This window comes from Flavilitoribacter nigricans DSM 23189 = NBRC 102662 (genome assembly GCF_002646595.1).
GTDB classification, from domain to species: domain Bacteria; phylum Bacteroidota; class Bacteroidia; order Chitinophagales; family Saprospiraceae; genus Flavilitoribacter; species Flavilitoribacter nigricans.
In genome coordinates, this window is sequence record NZ_PDUD01000019.1 from 46,558 (window position 1) to 70,668 (window position 24,111).

A 24,111-nucleotide genomic window follows, 5' to 3' on the forward strand; every position below is an offset into this window, starting at 1 on the left:
GATTTTACGTCAGTATACGCCAATCCGCCGGTTTATCCTGCCTGATCAATCCTGCCTTACCAGTTAGGTTCTATTTGGATGTGAAATTAGCAGCTTTCCCGGGCCGGTCGGATCGACATTATCATTCCAAGATAAAAAATAAATCAGCGGTAATCCTTTATTTTTCGGCAGTAGAAATTCACGCTGTTTGGCGATAAAATGCGCCGGCGGATGGTAGAACTCCCCCAAAAACCGCTATTTTTCGTTGCTAATTACCGCTCCTTCCGAGACGGTATTTGTCTTTCGTAGCTCCGGCAGCCCACTGGCCCCTCCACCGGATATCCAATATTTTTTATACCTTACAAGTCTGTTTTGTAGGACAAATAGTCCGAACACCCATCCCCCATCAAAAAACAATTCCAAATTCATGACATCTAAGGATCTGAGAATAACGGATGAATCAACAACCCTGGTCGATAGAGTTGAGGAGAAACTACTGGACTATTTTCGCGAAAATAAACTGATGCCGGGGGACTCTTTGCCCAATGAAGTTGAACTGGCCAAAGCCCTGGGGGTAGCCCGAACGGTACTGCGGGAGGCCCTGAGCCGGCTGAAAATGATGGGACTGGTCAAATCCAGGACCAAAGTGGGCATGACCCTCGCCGAACCTGATATCCTCGGGGGCATGAAGCGGGTAATGGACCCGCGGATCATGAGCAAAAACCACCTGCTGGACATCCTGAACCTGCGGGTGATCATCGAGATCGGAATGAGCCCTTTCGTCTTTATGAATAAGACCGAAAAAGACATCGAGGAACTGGAACAGATCGTAGACCGCGAACGCGTACTGCGGGACAACCAGCTGAGCGTTGAAGAAGAGTCCAAATTTCATTTCAAACTCTACGAAATGACGGGCAACGACACCATTATCCAGTTGAATCAGATCTTCGCGCCCGTTTTCGGTTACATCAAGGATCACTTTTCCAAGATCCTGGATGACTACACCAAAACCACACCGGATCAGCAAAGGCCTTCCCACAAGGACCTGGTTAATATCCTGAAAGACGGCACCGCCGATCAGTTCCAAAAGGCCATGCGTAAACACCTGGAACTGTATTTTCATCTGCTACACAAGGAGTATCAGAAAGGGGACGGTTAAATAATTCCGGTCCGTTTTTTGAAAATAAACAGAAAAAATCACTAGATTCGTTTTTATAAATTTATTTGTCTGACAAATCTGTATTAATAGACTTTATGATACAGGAAGCAAGCGATACCAACTAATATGAACAAGATCAATTTGCGATTTGCCATGCCCGCCATTGTCTACTGCCTTATTTTTTTAGCGTCTGCGCTCCCCGTTTCCGCTCAGAAAATGAACGCTGCCACCTTATGGACCAAAGGAACGGGAGATTACAACAACTACCGCATTCCCGCGCTCATTGTCACTACCAGGGGAAGCGTTCTCGCTTTTTGTGAAGGCCGGGAAGCCGGAGATACCGGAGACATCAATTTGCTCCTGAAGCGCTCCACCGATCACGGCAAGACCTGGAGTGACGAACGGATCATCTGGGATGACGGCAACAATACCTGCGGCAACCCCTGCCCGGTAATTGACGAGACCACTGGCCGCATCTATCTGTTTATGACCTGGAACCTGGGCAGCGATCACGAATCGGATATCATCCTGAAGAAAAGTGAAGACACCCGCCATCCCTATGTCTGCTATTCGGACGATGACGGCCTGACCTGGTCCAGCCCGGTCGACCTGTCAGAAAGTTGTAAAGATCCCGCCTGGGGCTGGTACGCCACGGGCCCCGGTGTCGGTATTCAGATCAAGAACGGCCCCCACCGGGGACGGCTGGTCATACCGGCCAACCACAGCTACGACGATCCCAACGGAAAGATCCGCGGCGGTCCCTACGGTTACGGCGCTCATGTGCTACTCAGCGATGATCACGGCCGGAGCTGGCGAAAAAGCGCCTCCATTCGGCCCGGTTGCAACGAAAGTCAGGTAGTGGAACTGTCCGACGGTACCCTGATGATGAATATGCGCTCCTACAACGATAAGTACGCCCGGGCTTCGGCGATCAGTACGGACGGCGGGGAAAGCTGGTCGGAAATTAAACACGAACTGCAACTGGTGGAATCCAAATGCCAGGCCGGGATCCTGAATTTCGGAAAGTATAAAGGCAAAGAACTGATCCTATTTTCCAATCCGGCTGTACCAGTCGGCCGGACCCACATGACGGTAAAAAGCAGCCTGGACGACGCCCAGACCTGGACCAGTGCGAAACTGATCTTTCCCGGTCCCGCGGCCTATTCCAGTCTGACCCGGCTCGCTAACGGCCGCGTCGGTCTGTTCTTTGAAAACGGGGACAAGGGAGCTTACGATCAAATGCTTTTTATCTCTTTTCCGCCGAAACTGCTTTTTTCCGATGTCGACCTGAGTGATCTGATTACAGACCGTCAATAAGTCCTTTTACCTTCAACAAAAATCAGAGGTCATGAAAAGATTGCTCCTGCTCGCCGGGTTGCTGCTGCCGCTGCTGGTGATCGGTCGGGAAAGGCCAAATATCCTGTTTATCATTTCCGAAGATAACGGTCCGGAACTGGGCAGTTACGGAGCGCCCGTCAAAACACCTCATCTGGATCGGCTGGCGAAAAGGGGCGTACTGTTTAACCGGGCATTTGTTCCCCAGGCCGGCTGTTCCCAATCGCGGGCGGCCATTCTGTCCGGACTTTACCCCCATCAGAACGGTCAGATCGGACTGGCCACCTGGAAATACCACATGTACCGGGAAGCTACGCCGAATATTCCCCGAAGCCTGCAGACGGCCGGGTACCGAACGGGCATTATCGGCAAACTGCACGTCAACCCAGAATCGGCTTTCCCGTTCGATTTTACCGCCATCCCGGGCAGCAATTTTGCCCGCAAGGACATGGATCAATACGCCGCCCATGCCGAAAAATTCATCAATGAAAGTGATCAGCCCTTCTACCTGCAGGTCAATTATCCGGATGCACACGCGCCCTTCATTCCCCAGGTGGATAACCGCCCCAAAAAACCACTGACCGGAGACGAGGCAGCAGCGCTTCCCTATATGGCGCTGGATCACTCCAAACTGAGGAGTTCCACGGCTGATTATTACAACTGTATGATGCGACTGGATACCTACATCGGCGATCTGATCAAAGTGCTCAAAAAGAGCGGCAAATACCGGAATACGCTGATCATCTACATCGGAGACCACGGAGCGGACCTGCTGCGCGGTAAACGGACCAGCTACGAAGGTGGGCTGCGCATTCCGCTGATCGTGAGTTGGCCGGGAGTCGCCCGCCGCAACATCCGGCTGGAGCAACTGACCAGTACTATCGACCTCTATCCGACTTTCCTGGAAGTAGCCGGACTTCCCGTACCGGCTTACCTTCCCGGTCGTTCGATCCTACCGCTGTTACGCGGGGAAGAGGTCGCTTGGAGGCGATATCTGTTCACCGAGTTTCACGTACATTCTAATCACAATCCCTATCCCCAGCGCACGGTCCGCGACGATCGCTACAAGTTGATCTGGAACCCGCTGGCCGGAACCACCAACCCGGGTTACGCTTTCACACTGGCCAATACCGTGAAGATCCCCGAGGAGGAAATTCTGGAGGCCGCTAGTCCGCAGGTACGCGAAGCCTACCTGCGCATAAAATCTCCTCCGGAATTTGAACTGTACGATCTGCAGGCCGACCCCTTCGAGATCAATGATCTGTCGGAGGATCCGGACCGGGCCGAAATACTGGAGCGCTTGCGGACCGAACTGAGGAACTGGCAGCAACGGACCCGGGACCCGCTGATCGATCCCGACAAAGCCAGACGTCTTTTTGATCTGATCCGGGAAACCGGTATCGACCGACCGCGGAAAACCGTCCCGTATGCCGAATTCCTCGACCCTGGGCTTGATTTCGAAGGCTGATGCAACTGGCCACCAGGTGAGTCAGATCATTCGATTGTAGGTTATTCGGGACCTCTTTAGGCCCCGCTTGAAGCAATTTAAACGGTAGAAAATTGATCCCTAAACAACCAAAAAGATGCCACCGTAGTTGGTTGGTTCTTCCCTACCGATCACCTCTAATTCATAAACTAAGCACTTAACGGATCCTGTATACCGGTAGATTTCCGACCTGATCCTTGGACATTTCGGAAAAAGAATCTACATTAGTTTTAATAAACTTATTTGTCTGACAAATCAGAATTAAATTATAAAATGACTGATTTTGACAATAGCAAACAAAACCACCGACATGAGGTATGAAAAATTAAAAGGCTTCATTGCCGCGCCTTTTACCTGTTTCCACGAGGATGGAACCCTTAATCTAAACCCTATCCATGCCTATGCAGATTATTTGAAGCAGAATGGAGCCAGCGGAGCTTTTATTCTGGGAACTACGGGAGAAGGCATGTCCGTCACTACCGCCGAACGCAAAAAGGTAGCGGAAGAATGGATGAAAAGTGCCGATCCCGATTTTAAGATCATTGTGCACGCCGGCAGTTCCGGACTGCACGACAGCCGGGAACTGGCCGCACATGCACAGGAGATCGGCGCTTACGCCGTGGGCTGTATTGCCCCGAATTTCTTCAAACCGGCAACGGTCGATGACCTGGTCGCTTACGCATCAGACGTCGCCGCCGCCTGTCCGGACCTACCCTTTTATTACTACCACATCCCTTCCATGTCCGGCGTCTATTTATCGATGCCGGAATTCCTGCAAAAAGCCTCCGGCCGGATCCCCAACCTGGCCGGCATCAAGTTTACCCACCACGACCTGATGGAATTCAACCAGTGTACGATGACCGCCGGTGGTCGCTACGATCTGCTGCACGGCTACGACGAGATCCTGATCTGTGGTCTGTCACTCGGCGTGCAGGCGGCCGTAGGCAGCACCTACAACTATTTTTTACCGGTTTATCTGAAACTGCGGGAAGCTTTCGATGCCGGAGACCTGGAGACGGCGCGCCGGATGCAGCAGGAATCCGTCCGTCTGGTTGGCGTACTCCTGAAATACCGGGGAGGGATTGCCTGCGGAAAGGCCATCATGAACCTCGTCGGTATCCCCTGCGGACCCTGCCGCTTACCCATCAGAAGTCTGGATACCGAAGAAATGGAACGACTAAACCGGGACCTGCAAACAATGAATTTTTTCGAATTAACCGGGCAGACCATAGTCAACAGCCCGACTCAGGCGAATTGAGCCTGAGTGATTTGCGATTTCTATACCAGCTATATCTGTCCCGGTGCCCCGGTAAAAAGGGTGCCGGGCAGTATGGCTTATTCCTTCACAAAAGCGATGATTTTAAATCATTTGTACAATCAAAACTCATCATGTTATGAAACGATCCTCCAACTGTAACAAGTTCAAACAAATTTTCTTGGTGGTTCTGTTGAGTTTCGGATTTGCCGGATTCGGCTGGTCCCAGGCCGCTACGGTTAGCGGCCAGGTGACCTCCGGGGAAGGGGAGCCTCTTATCGGTGCCACCGTTCTGGAACTGGGCACCGGGAACGGAACCGTTACCGATTTCGACGGTAACTATTCCCTGCAGCTTACCGGCAATAATGCCAGCCTGCAGATCAGTTATACCGGTTACGAGCCGCAAACTGTGGCGGTAAACAACCGTACCCGGATTGACCTGAGTCTGGCGGCAAGTTCGGAAATGCTGGACGAAGTGGTGGTTATCGGCTACGGTACCCAATCCAAGGCCACCGTTACCAGTGCCATTTCTACGGTGAATACCGCCGAGATGGAAAACACCACCGCCATCAACCCGGTGCAGGCCCTGCAGGGTAAAGTCGCCGGTGTCGATATCCGGATCAATTCGGGTATGCCCGGCGCCGGAGCGGATTTCATCATCCGGGGCGGTACGTCCCTCAATCCGTCATCCGATGGGCCCCTGGTGATCGTAGACGGGGTCATCCGGTCCATGAGCGACCTGAACCCGAACGATATCGAGTCGATCCAGATCCTGAAAGATGCCGCCTCTACCGCCATTTACGGCGCCCGGGGTGCGAACGGTATCGTGCTGATCACCACCAAATCGGGCGGTGCAGGTAACGGCAACGGCCGGATCACCTTCAGTTACAATAACCAGTACGACAAGCAGATTCGGTTCTTCCCCTACACCACCGCGGAAGAGTATATTTCCGTTAGCCGGAGAGCGGCGGCCCTGAATCTCGATCACCCCAATTCCGCATCCCGGCTCACGGGCGGCTCCTACCCCTACTCTACCGGGAATATCAACAACCTGGATCACGGCGGGGGCTACGGTAACTCCCGGCATACGCTGGAATTCCTGGATGATCTGGTCAACGCCATGGGACAGGATTACGTCAACAATAAACTCAATAACGAGGGCTACCAGATCATGACCGATCCCATTACCGGTCGGGAGATGATCTTTCTGGACAACAATTACGAGGATGTCATGCGGCAGACCGGGGTCAGCAATAACTACGATCTCGGATTTTCCGGAGGCGGGGAAAACCTCAATGTGTATTCCAGTTTCGGCTACGCCGACCAGCAGGGGGCTTTCAACGGTACGTTTTACCGGCGCGCCAGTTTTCTGCTGAATGCCAACTATAAGGCCAGCGAGCGGATCATGGTTAGTGCCGGTGTCAACTACCAGTTGGCCGATTACAAAGGGGTACTGAGCGAGCAGGGTACCCTGCGGCGTTCCCGCGGATTGCCACACAGCACTCGTCTGTACTACGATGACGGCACACCGGCCATCGGCGAAGGTGCCGGTTCTCCCCGGAACCTGTTGCATGAGCTCTATTACGAGGATTACAACAACGAGCGGCACCGGACCACGGTTCGCCTCGGTCTGGACTGGGAGATCCTGGACGGACTGCATTTTCAGCCGGCGGCCTCTCTGACGAATAACGAATTTTTCTCCAACTACTTTGAGCGTTACCACGACTTCGACCGGACCCGCAGTATGTCCTCGGACCACTTACTCGACCGCGATTTCATGTTCGACGGGATCTTCAATTACTACAAATCCTTCGGCAATCACAATCTGAACGTCATGGCGGGGATGAACCTGACCGACAATTTTGATTACGACCTGCGCGGCGACGGCCGGAACGCACCGACGGATTATATCTCTACGCTCAACGCCAGTCTGACGGAGGACGAACGCGCCACTTCCTTTATCGGTACGGATCGCTTCCTGTCCTACTTCGGTCGGATCAACTATGACCTGAGTCAGAAATACCTGTTCAGTGTAAGCGCCCGCTACGACGGATCTTCCCGTTTCACCGATGAGAACCAGTTCGCCTTTTTCCCGGCCGTGTCTGCGGGTTGGAACGTGCATTATGAAGATTTCTGGAATGTCCCCTGGATGTCCAGACTCAAGCTGAGATCTTCCTGGGGTAAAGCCGGTAACAACGTCCTCAACATCCTGGATACCCAGGGCCAGTATGGATCGGGTTACAATTATACCTGGAACGCCGGTATCCTCAATACCCGCCTGGCGAACAGTTCCCTGGTTTGGGAAACGACGCAGTCTTTTGATATCGGAGCCGAAATGGGTTTTCTCGAAAACCGGTTTAGCGTCAACCTGGGCTACTATAATAAACTTACAACCGACAAACTGACCAGCATCCCGCTGGCCTATCAGACCGGATTTACCTCCATTCTCGCCAATTACGGAAAGATCCGCAACCGCGGGCTGGAGGTCGAATTGCGCTCCACGCCGATTAACAGCAACGGCTTCCGCTGGAACCTGGATTTCAATTTCAGCTTCAATCGCCTCACGGTGGTCGAATTGCCGGACAACGGTGAATTCGGCAATCGCATCTACGGCGGTGAGATCTACGACCAAGCCACTGGCCAGTACATTAAAGTGGGCGGTTACGCCGAAGGAGAGCGCATCGGCGGCATCTGGGCCTTCAATATGCTCGGCGTCTACGGCAGTGATGCCGAAGCGGCCGGCGCTCCCTGGGACACCAAAGTATCCGGCTACTGGCTGTCCGTCGATCCGGAAAATCAGAAGGTAGCCGGTGACGCCAACTGGGAAGATGTGGACGGTAACGGGATCATCGACGACCGCGATCAGATCTTCATCGGCTATGCGGCACCCGACAAAGTGGGCGGTATCGTCAATACCTTCACCTGGAAAGGATTTACCATGCGTTTCGTAATGGACTACGCGCTCGGCCACGTGATCTCCAACGGATGGAGGGCCCGCGCCAACGGCAACGCCCGGAACCGGGTCATGACTGTCGAGGATGCCGTCAACGGCAACGTCTGGTGGCAGGAAGGCGACGACGCCAAATACCCACGTTACAGCGCCGCTTCCGACTTCGACAACGGCAAGCGCAACCATGTACGCAATACCAGTTATCCGCTGGTGGGGCCGCAACATACGTATTCGTACGGCCATTCCGCCTATTTCTCCAAAGGAGATTTTCTGGCCTTTCGCCAACTCTCTCTGGCGTATCGCCTGCCGGCATCCGTCGCTTCGAAACTGCGCCTGGAAAATATCGACTTCACGGTTACCGGCAATAATCTCGGCTACCTGACGGCTTACGACGGCATCTCTCCGGAGCACTACAACGGCGGAGAATCCGGTGAATATTACCGTCCGACCCAGCTCATTTTCGGAGTAAAGGCAACTTATTGATCATCTGATCGATCGTATGAACCTAAAAATTAACAACATGAAATTCCATCTTAAAATAGCGGGCCTGCTGATCGTATCCGTAGCCGTCACGGCCTGCACCGATTATCTGGATGTTAAACCTAATTCCGACATTACCTCCGCTTCTTTCTGGAACGAAGCCGGGGACGCGGAAGCCTACCTGGTCGGCATTTACGACCGGCTGCGCGACATCACCAACAATACCGTTTACGGAGAAGATCGCGCGGATACTTTTGATCCCGGTTATATTGGCCCTACCTCTGAGGCCTGGGCCCAGAACCTTTTGGCCAATAATGCCCCCAGCTGGTCCGGCGACTACAATCTGATCTACCACCTGAACCGACTCCTGCTGGAACTAGAGCGATTAAATTTTAACGACCAGGACCGGAAAGATCAGATCCTGGCCGAAGCCCACGGCATCCGGGCGCTGCAGTATTTCCGACTGGCTCGGGTGTACGGCGGGGTACCCATCGTGCTCAACCCAATCGAAAGTGTGGACGTCGATCTGGTGGGCCGCTCATCCGTTGACCAGGTCTTCCAACAGATCAACAGTGATATCGACGCCTCCCTGGCCGCATTTCCCGAGGCGGGCTTCGAGGATAAGAACCGGCTTTCCAAACCTGCGGTTTACGCCCTGCAGGCCGACGTAAAACTGTGGACTGCCAAAGTACTCAAGGGCGGCACTGCGGATCTTGACCAGGCGCTGACCGCCATCAGTCAGGTAGAGGCTTCGGGTGTAACCCTCCTGCCGGAGTTCAGCTCCATCTTCAGCTCGGACAACAAAAAGAATGATGAGGTCATCTTCTCGCTCTATTTCAACCGCGACGAACAGGACGGTCATTACGGTCTGAGGCTGGCTACCCGTGGGGACAACATCACCCAAGCCGACAACTTCTGGGATTTCAATATGTCCAAGGCCAACCGGGCGCGGGCGGTCTACCAGCCCAGCGTGAAGCTGATGTCCCTGTTCAAGGAAAATCCCGGCGATGTGCGCGAGGATGCTTCCATCATTCACGCCGTTTATACCAATCCGGATACCGGAACGAAGGATACCCTCATCACCGTTTTCAATAAATTCCGGGGCACCTGGTGGGAGGATAACGATGACCGCTACTACGATGATGACCTGATCCTTTACCGCCTGGGGGATATCATCCTGCTCAAAGCCGAAGCGCTGGCCGCCAAAGGCGAGATCGACGCCGCCATTACCGAACTTAACAAAACGAGAAACCGCGCGGGAATTGGCGATTACGAAGGTCCCCGGGATCAGGCAAGTGTGGAGCAGGAGATCCTCCGGGAACGCTGGCGTGAACTCAACGGCGAGTTGAAACGCTGGTGGGATCTCATCCGCTTTCACGAGGGCGGTACGATCAACATCTACGATGAAATTCCCAATCTGGAGGGAAAAGACGGATATCCGCTGTACTTTCCCGTCAACCAGACCATCATCGACATTAACCCCTTGATCGACCAAACTCCCGGATATTGATCCGAAGCGGATCAGGGGCGATCTCGCCGTGCTTCGTCCGGATAATGAAATATGGCCCGAGGTGGGAAAGTATCCCACCGAAGGCCCTATTTCGATCCGGCGCTAACCGGGGCCGGCTGATTGCCTTCAACACCCTGTGCAAACTGATCAGCAGTAAGACTTTTCATCAGGAAGCCCGGTCGATCGGTCGATCGCGGCCCTTATCTTGCACAGCTTGTTGCTCAACCCATAATCCATCTCCATGAGATACCTCTTTTTGTTCCTGTTCTCTTTTCTATGCGGTGGCTTTGCACTGGCCCAGGAGTATTTCCGTTATGACCTGCTGCCCGAGCTACCGGCTAATTCGGATTATTTTGTACAAGCCGGACTGGCCGGCCCCTACACCGGTATCGATCAGGATGCATTGATCCTGGCCGGAGGCGCCAACTTTCCCGATGCCCTGCCCTGGGAAGGCGGCCAAAAAGTCTATTACGATGAGATTTTTGTGCTGACGCAAAATGCCGCCGGGGAATCAGCCTGGCAACTGATGGCTGAGCGCCTGCCGGAAAAAGCGGGTTACGGCGGAGCGGTTGCCACATCCGCGGGACTTTTCTGTTTCGGGGGAAATACCGCCGATCGCGTGCTGCAAAAGACCTGGTTCATTCAGTACCGGGCTGATGAGGACCGGGTGGAAATAACGCCCGGACCGGACCTGCCACGTCCCCTCACCAACTTCGCTTTCGCTAAAGTAAATGATGATCTGTACCTGGCCGGTGGGGTCGAAATGCCCGGTGGTCCGGCCACCAAAACGTTCTGGCGGATCCATCTCGGCGGTCCCGATCCGGCCAAAGCCGAATGGGAAGAATTGGAAAGCTGGCCCGGCCCAGCCCGTGCTTTTGCCGTGGGTGCCGGCCAAAGCAACGGCGTGCAGAATTGTTTCTATCTGTTTAGCGGCCGGAACGTACAGCCGGATCAAGCGGTGGAGATCCTGCAGGATGGGTACGTGTATAACCCTTTACTTAAAACCTGGGAACAGATCGGTACGGCGACTACCTTTCCCGTGATGGCCGGTACGGCTTTTCCGGTGGGCACATCGGGCATCGCTTTCAGCTCCGGCGCCGACGGACAGCTGATGCTGCGGGAAAACGAACTGAAAAAGGAAGTCGAACGCTGGACCGGCACCGCCGATACAATGTCGCTGCCAAGGGCCGAGCGAAACCTGCTGGCCCACCTCAATGACCATCCGGGATTCGGCAAAAAGTTATTCCTCTACAATACCGTCACCGACCGGATGGAAATAGCCGGCGAACTACCCGCAACCGGCCAGGTGACGACCACCGCCGTACCCTGGGGAAGCTCAATTATCATCCCCTCCGGCGAGATCAGACCCGGAGTTCGCACCCCTCGCATAACGCGCATATCGATCGACAAAGAGGCGGGGCAGGGACTTTCCACCTGGGACTTTCTGGTAGTGGCTGTATACTTGGGTGTACTGGGCTGGATGGGTTTCTATTTCTCCAAAAGACAAAAAAACACCGACGATTATTTCAAAGGCGGCGGCCGGGTGCCCTGGTGGGCGGCGGGCCTCAGCATCTTTGGTACCGCACTCAGCGCTATCACTTTTATGGCCATCCCGGCCAAGACCTTTGCCACGGACTGGTCGTATTTCATGCTCAATATGACCATTTTTCTGGTCGCTCCCCTGGTGATCTTACTCTTTATTCCTTTCTACCGCCGTCTTAACCTCACCACGGCCTACGAGTACCTCGAGCAAAGATTCAATCTATCGGTACGGCTACTGGGCAGCGCCTCCTTTATTCTCTACCAGATCGGCCGGATGGGTGTGGTGCTTTTCCTGCCCTCCATTGCCCTGAATGTCGTGACGGGGATCGATATTTTTCTTTGTATCGGTGTGATGGGGTTTATCAGTCTGATCTACACCATGATGGGCGGGATCGAGGCGGTGATCTGGACGGACGTAGTCCAGGTGATCGTCTTGCTCGGCGGAGCGCTGCTTTCGCTCGGGCTGATCATTTCCAAAGTAGACGGCGGCTTCGGCGGCATTGTGGAGACCGGTATCCAGGACCATAAGTTTAATTTATTCGATCTGGATCTCAGTCTGCGCCAACCGACCTTCTGGGTCATGCTGGTGGGCGGCATGTTTGCCAATATCACGACCTACGGCACCGATCAGACCATGGTGCAGCGCTACCTCACGACCAAATCCGTAAAGACGGCCAACCAGAGCGTCTGGACCAATGCTTTACTGACCATTCCCGCTACGCTCATTTTCTTTTTCCTGGGGACGGCACTCTATGCTTTTTTCCAGTCGTTCCCCGCCGAACTGAACCCTACGTTTGCGAACAATGATGCTATTTTTCCCTGGTACATCGTTTCCCAGTTGCCGACCGGGGTTTCCGGTTTATTGATCGCCGGGATCTTCGCGGCGGCGATGAGCAGTATTTCCAGTAGCATGAACTCCGCCGCTACCGCTTATTCCACAGACTTCCATTTTCGTTTCGGCTGGACGGCGGGGATCGACCGCCTGCGGCTCGCCCGGATCGCCACCCTGATCATCGGCCTTTCGGGAACGGCGTTTGCCCTCATCATGGCTACCTGGGATATTCAGTCTCTCTGGGATGAATTTCAAAAAGTACTGGGCCTGATCATTGGGGGCCTGGGCGGGGTGTTTTTGCTCGGCATTCTGTCCTCCAGAGCCACCGGTGCCGGTGCGCTGGTCGGCATTAGCTGTAGCGTGATCGTGCAGATTCTGGTTGCCTATTACCAGCCAGTCCATTTGATGCTGTATTCGGCGACGGGCGTTTTGTCCTGTTTTATCTGCGGTTGGCTGGCCAGTTTGATCCTGGGTGATCCATCGAAAGTAGATCTTAGTTTGACCTATTCCGGTCAGAAAACTTTGACGGACCAGGAGGAAAATACGAATAATTAATTCAAGTTGTGATACTTGAATTGTAGAGAGCAGATGGTAGAGCGTAAAGAGACTGCAACCGTTATAATGAGCGATTTTGCTCCATTTTAACGATAGGTAATCCCTCTACGCTATACACTCTACCTAAGTTGCATCCCAACTTAGATTAATTAAATCAGATGATAATCGAAGCATGAAGGCATTCACCCCCCCAAATCGAACCTATTACCAGCTGATCTGTCTGGCACTATTTCTATCCGGTCTGAGCGGGTTTTCCGGTTGCAAAACAGCGGGGATAAGCGATCCGTCGGTCCATTGGTTTATCCGGGACGGACAGGCGGTAGACATCGTGGACGAGACCGGTGACTGGGCAGCAAATGCAGACGGACTGACGGCCACCGGAGACCTCAGCCGTCTCCACGCCGGAAAATGTGTCGGTAGCGGTGATTTCGAACTCTTCGCCCGCCTGCGCATTGAAGATCTTTCCCAGGATAATGCTTCGCTGATGCTGGATGCGGCCGGCCCTGTCGAAACCGGAGAGCTTATTTTCTCCCGAAACGGTAACATTACCGTCCGCGGCTTTTTCTTCGGCGATCGGACCCAGCGGGTCAGGCCGGTGGCAGAACTCATCCGGCCGGGAGCGTGGTTTGATCTGAATGTCCGCCGGCGGGGAGATACCGTTGAATTTCGCATTGCCGATTCTCTGGTATGGTCGATGCAGTATGCCAACGAACGTCCTTTCGGAAAACTGACGCTCAAACCCGGGCGGGCCCAACTAAGCGTCCGGAAATTCGGGCTGTGGGGAAAGTTCACTCCCCTTTCGGAGTGGATACCGCGACTCGAACGCCATTATCCCGTAGCCGGTGATCAGCAGGTAGATGTCTTTACCCGCGGCCAGGCAGGATACCATACTTTCCGGATCCCGACCCTGGTTCGTTCCAAAGCGGGCACGCTGCTGGCCTTTGCCGAAGGCCGAAAGGATAATGCCGCCGATCACGGGAATGTCGACCTAGTACTTCGCCGGAGTACGGATGGCGGGCAATCCTGGCAGAAGTTGCAACTCGTTTACGAAGAGGGCGGGACCGCCAAGGTCACGATCGGCAATCCCGTGCCGGTAGTGGACCGGGAAACCGGAAACATCTGGTTGTTCTTTTGCCGGGACAACAAAAATGTCCTGGTCACGAAAAGCACCGACGATGGGATGCACTGGACCACTCCGACGGATCTGACCGATTCACTGAAAGAACCCGACTGGGGTTCCTGGTATGCCACCGGCCCCTGTCACGGGATCCAGTTGACCAATGGCCGATTGGTGGTGCCGGCCAATCACGGACGTCCGTCGGGAAGCGGCACCCAGCCCCATATGATCATCTCGGACGATCACGGCAAAAACTGGCGTATCGGCGGTCTGCCGGAAACCAATGCCAATGAGAATACCGTTGCCGAGATCGAAACCAACCAGCTATACGTCAACATGCGCAGCAGCAATCACAATAACCGTAAGCCCTATTGCCGGGAAGTTGCCTGGAGCCCGGACGGCGGCGACAATTTTGGCCCAACTGCGTATGATTGTAAACTTCCCGATTCCATTTGCCAGGGAAGTTTATTACGGTTTAACCGAGAGGACGGATTGCATATGCTGGTCTTTAGTAACCCGGCCTCCCAGCGCAGGGAACGATTGACCGTACGCACGAGCGCCGACGGCGGCCGCAACTGGAGCGCCGGAACCCTGATCTACGGCGGATCGGCTGCTTATTCCGATCTGGTCCAGATCGACGGGAAAACACTCGGCATCCTGTTTGAAAGAGATCTTTACCAGACCATCACCTTCGTCCGAAGCAGGCTTTCAACGCTATCAGAAGATGAAACCAAATAAGAGCTGGGATCTATAGTCATCGGCGTAATGCAAAACGAACGTAAACTATGCACCTAAACCTATTCAATCCATTCCGTTCCCATAAAACTGCCTTTGCCGGGCTATCCGCCTGGGTGATGGCGTTTTTAATGCTGATGTTTACCCCTGCATCCGGCCAGGAAGCACGGACAAATAACGCTCCCTTCAACGTCCTGCTCATCAGTGTCGATGACCTGAAAGACTGGGTAGGTTATTTAGGTGGATACGAAGGAAAAGTATACACCCCGAACCTAGACCGGCTGGCGGCCGCCGGAGTGGCGTTCACCAATGCCCATACTTCCGCTACCGTCTGCTGTCCCTCCCGCAATGCCATGATGCTCGGGAAACGCCCTTCCACTACCGGCCTGTACGATAACAATCAGTGGTGGAAAGCCACCCTTCCGGAAGAGATCTCCATGCCGCAGTATTTTAAGGAGCACGGTTATTATACCGCCGGAGCCGGGAAGGTTTTCCACCATACGCCGGGTAATAATCCCCCGTGCAGCTGGGATGAATTTCAGGACCAGGTGTTTGATGATCCGTGGAATTTTGCCGAATGGTCCGCCGAACGTTATTTCCTGACCTACGGCTACCGCGGTCCTATCGTTCCCTTTCCGGACTGGAAACCACTCAACGGTTTGTTCCCCCATAATGCCGAGCTGGACTGGGGACCAATCCCTGATAAAGCGCCGGAAGATTACGGAGATGTAGCGGCCGTCAATTTTGCCACCGACTTTTTAACCCAACCACACGAAAAACCCTGGTTCCTGGCGGTCGGCACCTATCGCCCCCATTTGCCCTGGCATGTGCCCCAGGCCTATTTTGACCGCTATCCGCTGGATGAGATCGTCCTGCCGTCAATCCGGGAAGACGACCTAAACGACGTACCCGCAGCGGGCAAAAAACTGGCGCTGGCGACCGCCCGGGAATTTGAAAAAATTGCGGCGGCCGGAAAATGGCGGGAAGCCATTCAAGCCTATCTCGCCAGCATCACCTTTGCCGACGAACAGGTGGGCGCCATTTTGAATGCACTTGAAGCGAGCAGCTACCGCGAGAATACCATCGTTGTGCTCTGGTCCGACCACGGATGGCATCTGGGCAGCAAACAGCACTGGCACAAACAAACGCTGTGGGAGGAATGTACCCGGATCCCCTTTATCGTCCGTACCCCCGGTATCACTCCGGCGGACGAGCGTTGCCCCCAGCCGGTAGATATGGTCAACGTATTTCCCACCCTGGTAGAACTCTGCGGCCTACCGGAAAAAGCTGATCTCGACGGTCATTCCCTGGCCCCGTTGCTGCGTGAGCCCACAGCAGCCTGGCCTTATCCGGCGATATCGGAGATCAAGACCGGGAACATGGCGGTGCGCAGCTCCGACTGGCGCTACATCCGCTATCATGACGGCACCGAAGAATTCTATAATCGTAAAACCGATCCCCACGAATGGACCAATCTGATCGGGGATCCCCGCTACGCCGAGATCATTGAACAGCACCGGAAATGGATACCGGATACCTTCGCCGAACCGGTCCCCGGAAAGAACAGCTTCCTTTTCGACCCCTATGCTTATTCCTTCCTACACAAGGAGACTAAAGTCTTTATCGATGGCAAAAAGTAAACCAATCCATCCGGGGAAATTTTGGAAGGCAGCCTGGTGGTTACCGGTGTTGTTAGTATTCGCCGCACTGTTTTTTGGTTGTGGTGAAACGGGTGAAGATGCCGGTAGGAAAAACATCTTATTCATCGCTGTCGACGATCTGCGTCCGGTACTGGGATGCTACGGTCACCAAACGGTTATTTCGCCCCACATGGATCAGTTGGCCCGATCCGGCACCAGATTTTCCCGGGCCTACTGCCAGGTAGCGGTTTGTAATCCGTCCCGGGCTTCGGTCCTGACCGGTCTGCGTCCGGATGCCCTGCGGTTATGGACCAACAAACCCCATTTCCGGGAACACCGCCCGGACGTCGTGACGCTACCGCAATTGTTCCGACAACAGGGCTACGCGGCCCGGGAGATCGGAAAGATCTTCCACGATCCCGCTTCGCATAAGGATTCCTTATCCTGGTCGGGGCCTTCTCAATATGCCGTTACCCGTAATGGTCAGGGCCACAAATATGCCCTGCCGGCCAACTACACACCCCAGCGAAGCAAAGGGGCAGCCAGCGAGCAGGCCGATGTGCCAGATACCGCCTATATAGATGGCAAAGTAGCTGCCGCCGCTATGGAGGTCCTGAGGGAAATACAGGACTCAGCCTTCTTTCTGGCCGTGGGATTTCGCCGGCCCCATTTGCCCTTTTCCGCTCCGAAGCGATACTGGGACCTGTACGATCCGCAGGAAATCCACCAGGAGTACAAGAGTACTCCGGCACCGGTCGGCGCGCCGGAAATCGCTTTTCACGACTCCAATGAACTGAGAGGATACGAAGATATTCCCGCGGAAGACACCATTCCCCGGGCGAAACAAGTGGAATTGCTCCACGCCTATTACGCCAGCATCAGTTATGTGGATGCCCAGATCGGGAAGCTGCTGCGGGAACTGACTGAACTGGGACTATCGGATAATACCCTCGTGGTGCTTTGGTCCGACCACGGTTTCCATCTGGGAGATTTCGGGATGTGGTGCAAAGCGACCAATTTCGAAGCAGCTACCCGCGTCCCGCTGATCCTGTCGGGCCCCGGTATCGCAAAGGGGCAGGTCGATCCCACTATTGTCGAATTAGTTGATATTTATCCGACTCTGGCCACCTGGGCAAACCTGCCGTTACCTGCGGATCTGGCCGGTGATAACCTCTTTGCTATACCGGGAAACCGGGCGGAGTTTGCCCTGAGTCAGTTCGTCCGCCCCTACCAGGCGATCAATTCACGCGAACCCGGCACCATGGGCTACTCGATCCGCACCGACGAATACCGGTATACCGAATGGAGGAATTTTCCGGATATGACCGTCCTGGAGCGGGAATTATACCAGCTGAGCGGAACAGAAACAGAAACACAAAATTTGGCGGGAAAGCAGGCATACGCAACGGTGATGAACCGGCTAGCAGATCAGATGAACGCAGCCAATCCTACAATGCCTATTTCTCAAAACAAAGACCGGTAGACTCGAAAAGTCTCAACCGGCACATCATCTAAAATTACACAAAATGAAATTACACCAACACCTGGGCACACTCTTGCTGCTGGGACTGCTTACTTCCTGCGGCATCAGTAAAAAGAACCCCTTCTGGGCCTCCGGAGAAATGGCTTTCGATGTACAGGAGCTGTTTTTTGACGAACGATTCCCCAATATTGTAGTCGGCACCGACGGAACCCTTATCGCCAGTTGGGGCCGCGAAAAATACCGGGTCCGCCGCAGTGAAGACGGTGGAAAAAGCTGGGGGCCGGAAATTATGGTCGCCAACCCGGGCTTTCAGGGCGGCGGAACGACCGTAGATGAAAATTCCGGTGATGTACTGCTCTTTGTGGAAGAACACCATCCCGTGGCACCGCTCACCGTCTACCGCAGTAAAGACCTGGGAAAGACCTGGGCAGCGGAAAAAGTAAAGATCGAACCCAATAGCCTCGGACACATCCCGTCCATGCACATGAACGAACACGGTATCACCTTACAGCACGGGCAACACGCCGGCCGGCTGATCCGTCCGACGCGTTACTACGGCGGCGGAAACGACCGGGCCTATTGGGACGACCACTATACTAATGCGATCTTCAGTGATGACGGCGGCCGGACCTGGCAGGCCAGTGAACCCTTCCCGGCCAATGGCACCGGAGAGGCGGCCATTGTGGAACTGGAGGACGGACGGCTGTATTACAATTCCCGGCGGCACAAATCCACCGACGGCCTCAATCCCCGGCGACGCTACAGCGCCTGGAGTGATGACGGAGGAAAGACCTGGGAAGATCTGGCGCTCATCGAAGCCCTGCCCGACGGAGACCAGGACCGCGACTACGGACTGATGGGTGGCTTGGTCCGATTGCCGGTGGATGGACAGGACATCCTCCTGTTCAGCAATATTGAATCCCCGAAAGGGCGCCACGGCGGTACCGTCTGGGCCAGTTTCGACGGTGGTAAGACCTGGCCGGTCAAAAAGCTGGTCGATGCGGGGAGTTTCGCTTATTCCTCCATGGTGGCCGGCCGGAAGGGAACACCCAGCGAGGGCCTGGTCTACCTGTTGTACGAAAGTGACGGGGGTGCCAAACTGGCCCGGTTCAATCTCGCCTGGCTGACCGACGGACGGGACTGGAGAGAGTTTATAAAATAATCTAAGTTGCGATGTAACTTAGGTAGCGGGTATAGAGTAGCGGGTAGAGGGATTACCTATCGTTAAAATGGAGCAAAATCGCTCATTTTAACGGTTGCAGTCTCTCTACGCTTTACCATTTACTCTCTACAATTCAAGTATCGCAACTTGAATAAAATAATAATAACTGATCAACAGCTACCGCCGGCGGGGCTGACAAGCATTAACCATGAAGTGGATCTTATACGTATTGCTGCTTACCCTGATCTGGGGAACCGAAACTCCGAAGCAGGAAACGGAGCGGCCGAATATACTGTTCATTGCCGTGGATGATCTGAACGACTGGACCAGTCTGTTCGACGCGGATCATCCCATCAAGATCCCCAACATCGAGCAGCTCGCCGCCCGCGGTGCTTTTTTTCGGCGGGCCTATTGTTCCTCCCCGGCCTGCAATCCTTCGCGCGCCTCCATCATGACGGGAACGCGGCCCCACAAAACCGGTATCTACGGTAATGCTTCGGACTGGCGCTCCGCCCTGCCGGAAGCGACTACTTTGCAAAAATTCTTTAAGGATCGTGGGTACTTCGTCGGTGGCGCCGGCAAGATCTTCCACCATCACCGGGACTGGGCCTACCACGATAATGCCTCCTTTCACGAGTACCTGATGATGAGCATCAACGAACCCTATCCGCCCCAAAAGCTCAACGGACTGGCGGATTACGGCTCGCGGAATACCGACTGGGGTCCCTGGCCGGAGCGGGTAGAGGAAACCGCGGACTTTCGGACCGCCGAATACGCGACCCAATTCCTACAGAGGCGGCACGATCAACCCTTCTTTCTAAATATCGGTATTTACAAGCCGCATTCGCCCTTTTTTGCACCCGCTGAATATTTTGCGGCCTATCCGGGAGAACAACTGGTGATGCCCAACCGCAAAGCAGACGACTGGGAAGATCTGCCAAGTGGTGCCGAAGAACTTATGCGGAACAAAAAGTGGTTTTGGAACGGTATGATGAAAGCGCTGAGGGAGAACCCCAACGCCTGGCGGGATTACGTACGGGCGTACCAGGCCTGCGCCGGATTTGCCGACGACATGATCGGCCGGGTGATCGCCGCCCTCGATGCCAGCCCTTACCGGGACAACACCATTATCGTGCTGTGGTCCGACCACGGTTTCCACCTGGGCGAAAAAGATCACTTTGAGAAGTTCGCGCTTTGGGAAAAGACCAATCACATTCCCTACATCATCATTGCACCGGGAGTGACTTCGCCCGGAATGGTCCTGGAGCAGCCGGTAGATCTCACCTCTCTCTACCCTACCCTTGTGGACCTATGTGGATTTGCGGTACCGGAAAGCCTGGACGGCATCAGTCTGGTGCCCGTGCTGAAAGACAGCACCATTACCTTGCCACCGGCCCTAATGACCTACGGCCGAGATAACCACGCCCTACGCACCGAACGCTGGCGCTACATTCGCTACCGGGACGGTAGTGAGGAGCTGTACGATCACACACGTGACCCCAACGAATGGGACAACCTCGCCGACCGGCCGGAATACCGGAAGATCATGGACGAACTGGCCCGTCAGCTGCCGACGGAAAGTGCCGAGCCGGTAGCGGATCTGTAAGCAACTTTATCCACGCTTTTAACTTAGCGATCAAAGATGCCCGTATTTCCTGCATTCCAAGTTTCCAGCAGGCGATCGACGGTTGCGGCCTGATCGGCGGCAACGTTTTTAGTTTCGTAGGGATCGCTTTGATGATCGTAGAGCTCCACGGTGGGTTCCGCTTCCCGAAAATAACGAGTCAGCCGGTAACGGTCGGTCCGTACGGAAATACCATTCCGAAAATAGCTGTAGGCCGTATTTCGCCAGCTTTGCCCGGCCTGAGGTTCCCACAGCATTTTCAGGCTGTGCCCATCGGTCTGGTGCGGCATTTCCAGCCCGCAAAGATCCACCAGCGTCGGGTAGATATCGACCGTGCTGACGATCTCATCGAAGGCTTTGGGTGCGTATTGATTACCCGGCAACTTCAGGATAAAAGCACTGCGTACGGCCCGCTCGAATATGGTGTGTTTGCCCCAGACCCGCTGGTCACCGAGATGCCAGCCGTGATCGCCCCAGACCACCACGATCGTATTTTTATCCAGATCGAGTTTTTTGAGTTCAGCCATCAATTTACCCACCTGGGCGTCGATGTAGCTGATGGCGGCGTAGTAACCGTGTTTCAATTTACGGGCGTAAGCATCCGAAACATCATGATCCAGTCCGGCCTTTTCCTCTCCCAGTTGATACTGGTTGAATTCGCCACTGCCGTGCAGACTAGCCTCATTAACATTTTCAGGAATGCCCGGCGAAGGGGACACGGGAATTTCCGATTCATCGTAGAGGTCCCAGTATTTTTTGGGTGCATTGAACGGCAGGTGCGGTTTAAAGAACCCTACCCCCAGGAAAAAAGGCTGGTCCTGCTTTTTTAGTTTTTGCAATTGCTCAATAGCCAGATTGGCCGTCAGTCCGTCCGGATATCCTTCATCTTCCACCGGTGCGGCTTCGTAGGGTTTAACCTGTTTGTCCAGATGATTGCGATCCCGGCCACCGGCATAACCGAAAAAGGCGTTCCAGCCGTTGCCCCATTCGCCGGCATCGAAGAGGAATTCATTCCAGCTGTGCGGCATCTCCTGGATATCGCTGGGCTCTTCCAGGTAACCGTACACCAGACCGTCGGCCGAGTGGGCGATCTTTCCGATCCCGGTCGTATGGTAGCCGTTTCGCCGCAGGTGGTGCACGAAAGATTCCGGCCGTTCGGTTTCCGGCTTTTCGGACAGGTATTCGGCAATGGCGCTATTCTGAATATGACTCCTCGTCAGGGGGTGCATGCCCGTGATCAGGCTGTAGCGGGAGGCCCCGCAGGTGGGTACTGTTACGTAATGATGGTTGAACAGGAAACCCGATGACGCCAATTGATCCAGATGGGGACTTTGTACCACTTCATTGCCGTACGCGCCCAATTCCGGTCGCAGATCGTCAATGGCGATAAAAAGTACGTTGGGATGTTCGGGCATAGCCGTTCCCTTCGATTGGGTACCGTTGGAACGACAGGCCGCAGCCAGCAATACAATTGCCAGCAGGTAAAAAATGCGTTTGAATAGCATACGATTCGTTTTATTCTTCAGGTTCAGGTAGCGCCATGGGCCGGATCAAACCGAACAGATATTCAGCACGACAGACCCGGCAGTATCGGATCTGCCGTGCTAAACATTCTGGCTAATAGCCCGGATTCTGGGTCATTTCCGCTTCCTGATTGGCGTCGATCTCCGATTGGGGGATCGGCCAGAGGTTGTGGAATTCCTGAATGGTTGGCGCGGATACCGGATTGTATTTTTTGATCCGGTCATCCAGCAAACCCAAACGCGCCAGGGTCAGGCGGCGCGGTTCTTCCACCAGCAGTTCCCGGGCCCGCTCATCCAGCAGATAATCAATATCTACATCGCCCGGAGCTACCGGTGTGGCGTTGGATCGGGCCCGCACCAGGTTAATGTCGGCTGCGGCATTCTCCAGATCTCCTTTACCCAGATAGGCTTCGGCGCGCAGCAGATAGGTTTCGGCCAGGCGCATGGCGTACATATCACTGTAAAGACGTCCGCTGTTGTCATAACCCTGAGGATGTCCGTGGGGATGTGACGCTTTTTTCACCCAAACAAAGTGACTGCGTACCGTATCCGCCGGCGAAGGTTCGATCAGTTCCCCAAAATGAGCCGATTCCGGATTGTTGATATAGAACTTGCGTTGCATGTTGTATTCCGAGTTGCGCATATCATTATCCCAGTCGCTTTCCCAGATCGTATATTCCATGTAGATGGAAGGGCGCATAAAGGCGACCGGCCGTCCCAGCATACCGTCTTTGAGGATCGCCCCCAGACCATCGGGCGTTTTGATGCGTTCGAGCAACGGCCCCCAGCAGCGTTCCAGTCGGTTACCGTCTCCACCACCGGGCACATTGTATTCGATCTGCCAGGCCAGAATGGTTTCCTTATTACCGGAGGAGCGATCCTGATTCCCCAGACGGTGCAGATCCCAGAACACATCACCGGGTTTATCCGTCATAGTACCGAAACGCTCGGTCATCAATTCGTACTGCGGGTCCTCGATCACGCTGGTGGCCGCCGCAATGGCTTTATCGTATTCGCCGGTGGTAATGAAGATTTCCGCCAGCAGGTGCGCCGCCGCGGCCTGGGAGAGGCGCCCCAGGTCGGGATTGTTCTGCGGCAGATACTGGATCGCAAATTCCAGATCGGCTACGATCTGATCCAGCACTTCTGCTTTGGGAGTCCGCGTAAAATCCAGGCGGGGTCCGGTGATCTCTTCCAGCAGCAAGGGAACATCTCCGTACAGGTGCACCAAAAAGCGGTAGGCGTACGCCCGGAAAAAGCGCGCGTGGGCCTGCACTTCAAACTTGTCGGCTTCATTGTCCCAAGTCACCTCCGGATACTCGGACCGGGTCACAATGATGTTCGCATTTTTAATGATGTTGTACAGCTTCCGCCAGTAACCGGTAGAGATGGCATTGAAGGAATTGATGGTGGTATAATCCCCGAAATAATTCTTTTTGTCCCAGTACCAGCCCAGGTCCGTGCCGGAACCGTAAAGCGTCTGGGTGCCCTTATCCGCTTCCGCTCCCGGCAGGTTCTCGTGCGTTCGCAGCGTACGACCCACCCGATACATGTGGTTGATGGCCGCCTCGAAGCCGGCGCGATTAGTGTAGGCATTTTCCGGACTCAGGAAGCTCTTGGGCACCTCGTCCAGGAACTCGTCATTACAGGCACTGAACCCCAGCAGGCCCAACAGCAGGAATAGAAAAAAACTTCGTGTATTTATATTGAAATGTCTCATTTGTTGTAGGATTTTTAAAATGAC

Annotated in this window: 14 protein-coding genes; 12 read left to right on the forward strand and 2 right to left on the reverse strand. The window is 54.4% G+C overall.

The features are described 5' to 3' along the window. Positions 1 to 406: 406 nt before the first annotated feature. The 12 genes from CRP01_RS13120 to CRP01_RS13175 all read left to right on the forward strand — a co-directional run bounded on the left by CRP01_RS13120 (position 407) and on the right by CRP01_RS13175 (position 20,826). Positions 407 to 1,138 (forward strand): FadR/GntR family transcriptional regulator, encoded by a 732-nt coding sequence (locus CRP01_RS13120; protein WP_099150512.1) that lies wholly within the window; start codon positions 407 to 409, stop codon positions 1,136 to 1,138. 126 nt (positions 1,139 to 1,264) lie between these two features. After that, on the forward strand, positions 1,265 to 2,455 hold the full coding sequence (locus CRP01_RS13125; RefSeq protein ID WP_099150513.1) for a sialidase family protein: 1,191 nt from the start codon (positions 1,265 to 1,267) through the stop codon (positions 2,453 to 2,455). A gap of 31 nt (positions 2,456 to 2,486) precedes the next feature. Next, complete coding sequence (locus CRP01_RS13130) at positions 2,487 to 3,941, forward strand: sulfatase family protein (protein WP_099150514.1); 1,455 nt, start codon at positions 2,487 to 2,489, stop codon at positions 3,939 to 3,941. Positions 3,942 to 4,269: 328 nt separating this feature from the next. Then, positions 4,270 to 5,217, forward strand: coding sequence for a dihydrodipicolinate synthase family protein (locus tag CRP01_RS13135; protein ID WP_099150515.1), 948 nt, complete (start codon positions 4,270 to 4,272; stop codon positions 5,215 to 5,217). Positions 5,218 to 5,353: 136 nt separating this feature from the next. Further along, entirely contained in the window at positions 5,354 to 8,647 is a 3,294-nt protein-coding gene (locus tag CRP01_RS13140) for a SusC/RagA family TonB-linked outer membrane protein (RefSeq protein WP_099150516.1), read from the forward strand. A gap of 37 nt (positions 8,648 to 8,684) precedes the next feature. Beyond that, positions 8,685 to 10,154 (forward strand): RagB/SusD family nutrient uptake outer membrane protein, encoded by a 1,470-nt coding sequence (locus CRP01_RS13145; protein WP_099150517.1) that lies wholly within the window; start codon positions 8,685 to 8,687, stop codon positions 10,152 to 10,154. 241 nt (positions 10,155 to 10,395) lie between these two features. Then, complete coding sequence (locus CRP01_RS13150) at positions 10,396 to 13,083, forward strand: sodium:solute symporter family transporter (protein ID WP_099150518.1); 2,688 nt, start codon at positions 10,396 to 10,398, stop codon at positions 13,081 to 13,083. A 172-nt stretch (positions 13,084 to 13,255) separates the two neighbouring features. After that, positions 13,256 to 14,938: a sialidase family protein gene (locus tag CRP01_RS13155; protein ID WP_099150519.1), complete on the forward strand. Its 1,683-nt coding sequence runs from the start codon at positions 13,256 to 13,258 to the stop codon at positions 14,936 to 14,938. 47 nt (positions 14,939 to 14,985) lie between these two features. Beyond that, complete coding sequence (locus CRP01_RS13160) at positions 14,986 to 16,575, forward strand: sulfatase (RefSeq protein WP_099150520.1); 1,590 nt, start codon at positions 14,986 to 14,988, stop codon at positions 16,573 to 16,575. Further along, a complete protein-coding gene (locus tag CRP01_RS13165) occupies positions 16,562 to 18,058 on the forward strand; it encodes a sulfatase (protein ID WP_170110353.1) in 1,497 nt (498 codons plus the stop codon). Before CRP01_RS13160 ends, CRP01_RS13165 begins: the two co-directional genes overlap by 14 nt. Positions 18,059 to 18,101: 43 nt before the next feature. Further along, the gene (locus tag CRP01_RS13170) at positions 18,102 to 19,220 is read left to right on the forward strand and encodes a sialidase family protein (protein ID WP_099150522.1); all 1,119 of its coding nucleotides are present in this window, start codon (positions 18,102 to 18,104) and stop codon (positions 19,218 to 19,220) included. 208 nt (positions 19,221 to 19,428) lie between these two features. Beyond that, positions 19,429 to 20,826 (forward strand): sulfatase, encoded by a 1,398-nt coding sequence (locus tag CRP01_RS13175; RefSeq protein ID WP_099150523.1) that lies wholly within the window; start codon positions 19,429 to 19,431, stop codon positions 20,824 to 20,826. A 23-nt stretch (positions 20,827 to 20,849) separates the two neighbouring features. On the opposite strand, the gene CRP01_RS13180 is transcribed toward CRP01_RS13175, so the two are convergent. Next, on the reverse strand, positions 20,850 to 22,349 hold the full coding sequence (locus CRP01_RS13180) for a sulfatase (RefSeq protein WP_099150524.1): 1,500 nt from the start codon (positions 22,347 to 22,349) through the stop codon (positions 20,850 to 20,852). A 112-nt stretch (positions 22,350 to 22,461) separates the two neighbouring features. After that, positions 22,462 to 24,087, reverse strand: a complete 1,626-nt coding sequence (locus CRP01_RS13185; protein ID WP_099150525.1) for a RagB/SusD family nutrient uptake outer membrane protein — start codon at positions 24,085 to 24,087, stop codon at positions 22,462 to 22,464. Positions 24,088 to 24,111 lie beyond the last annotated feature (24 nt).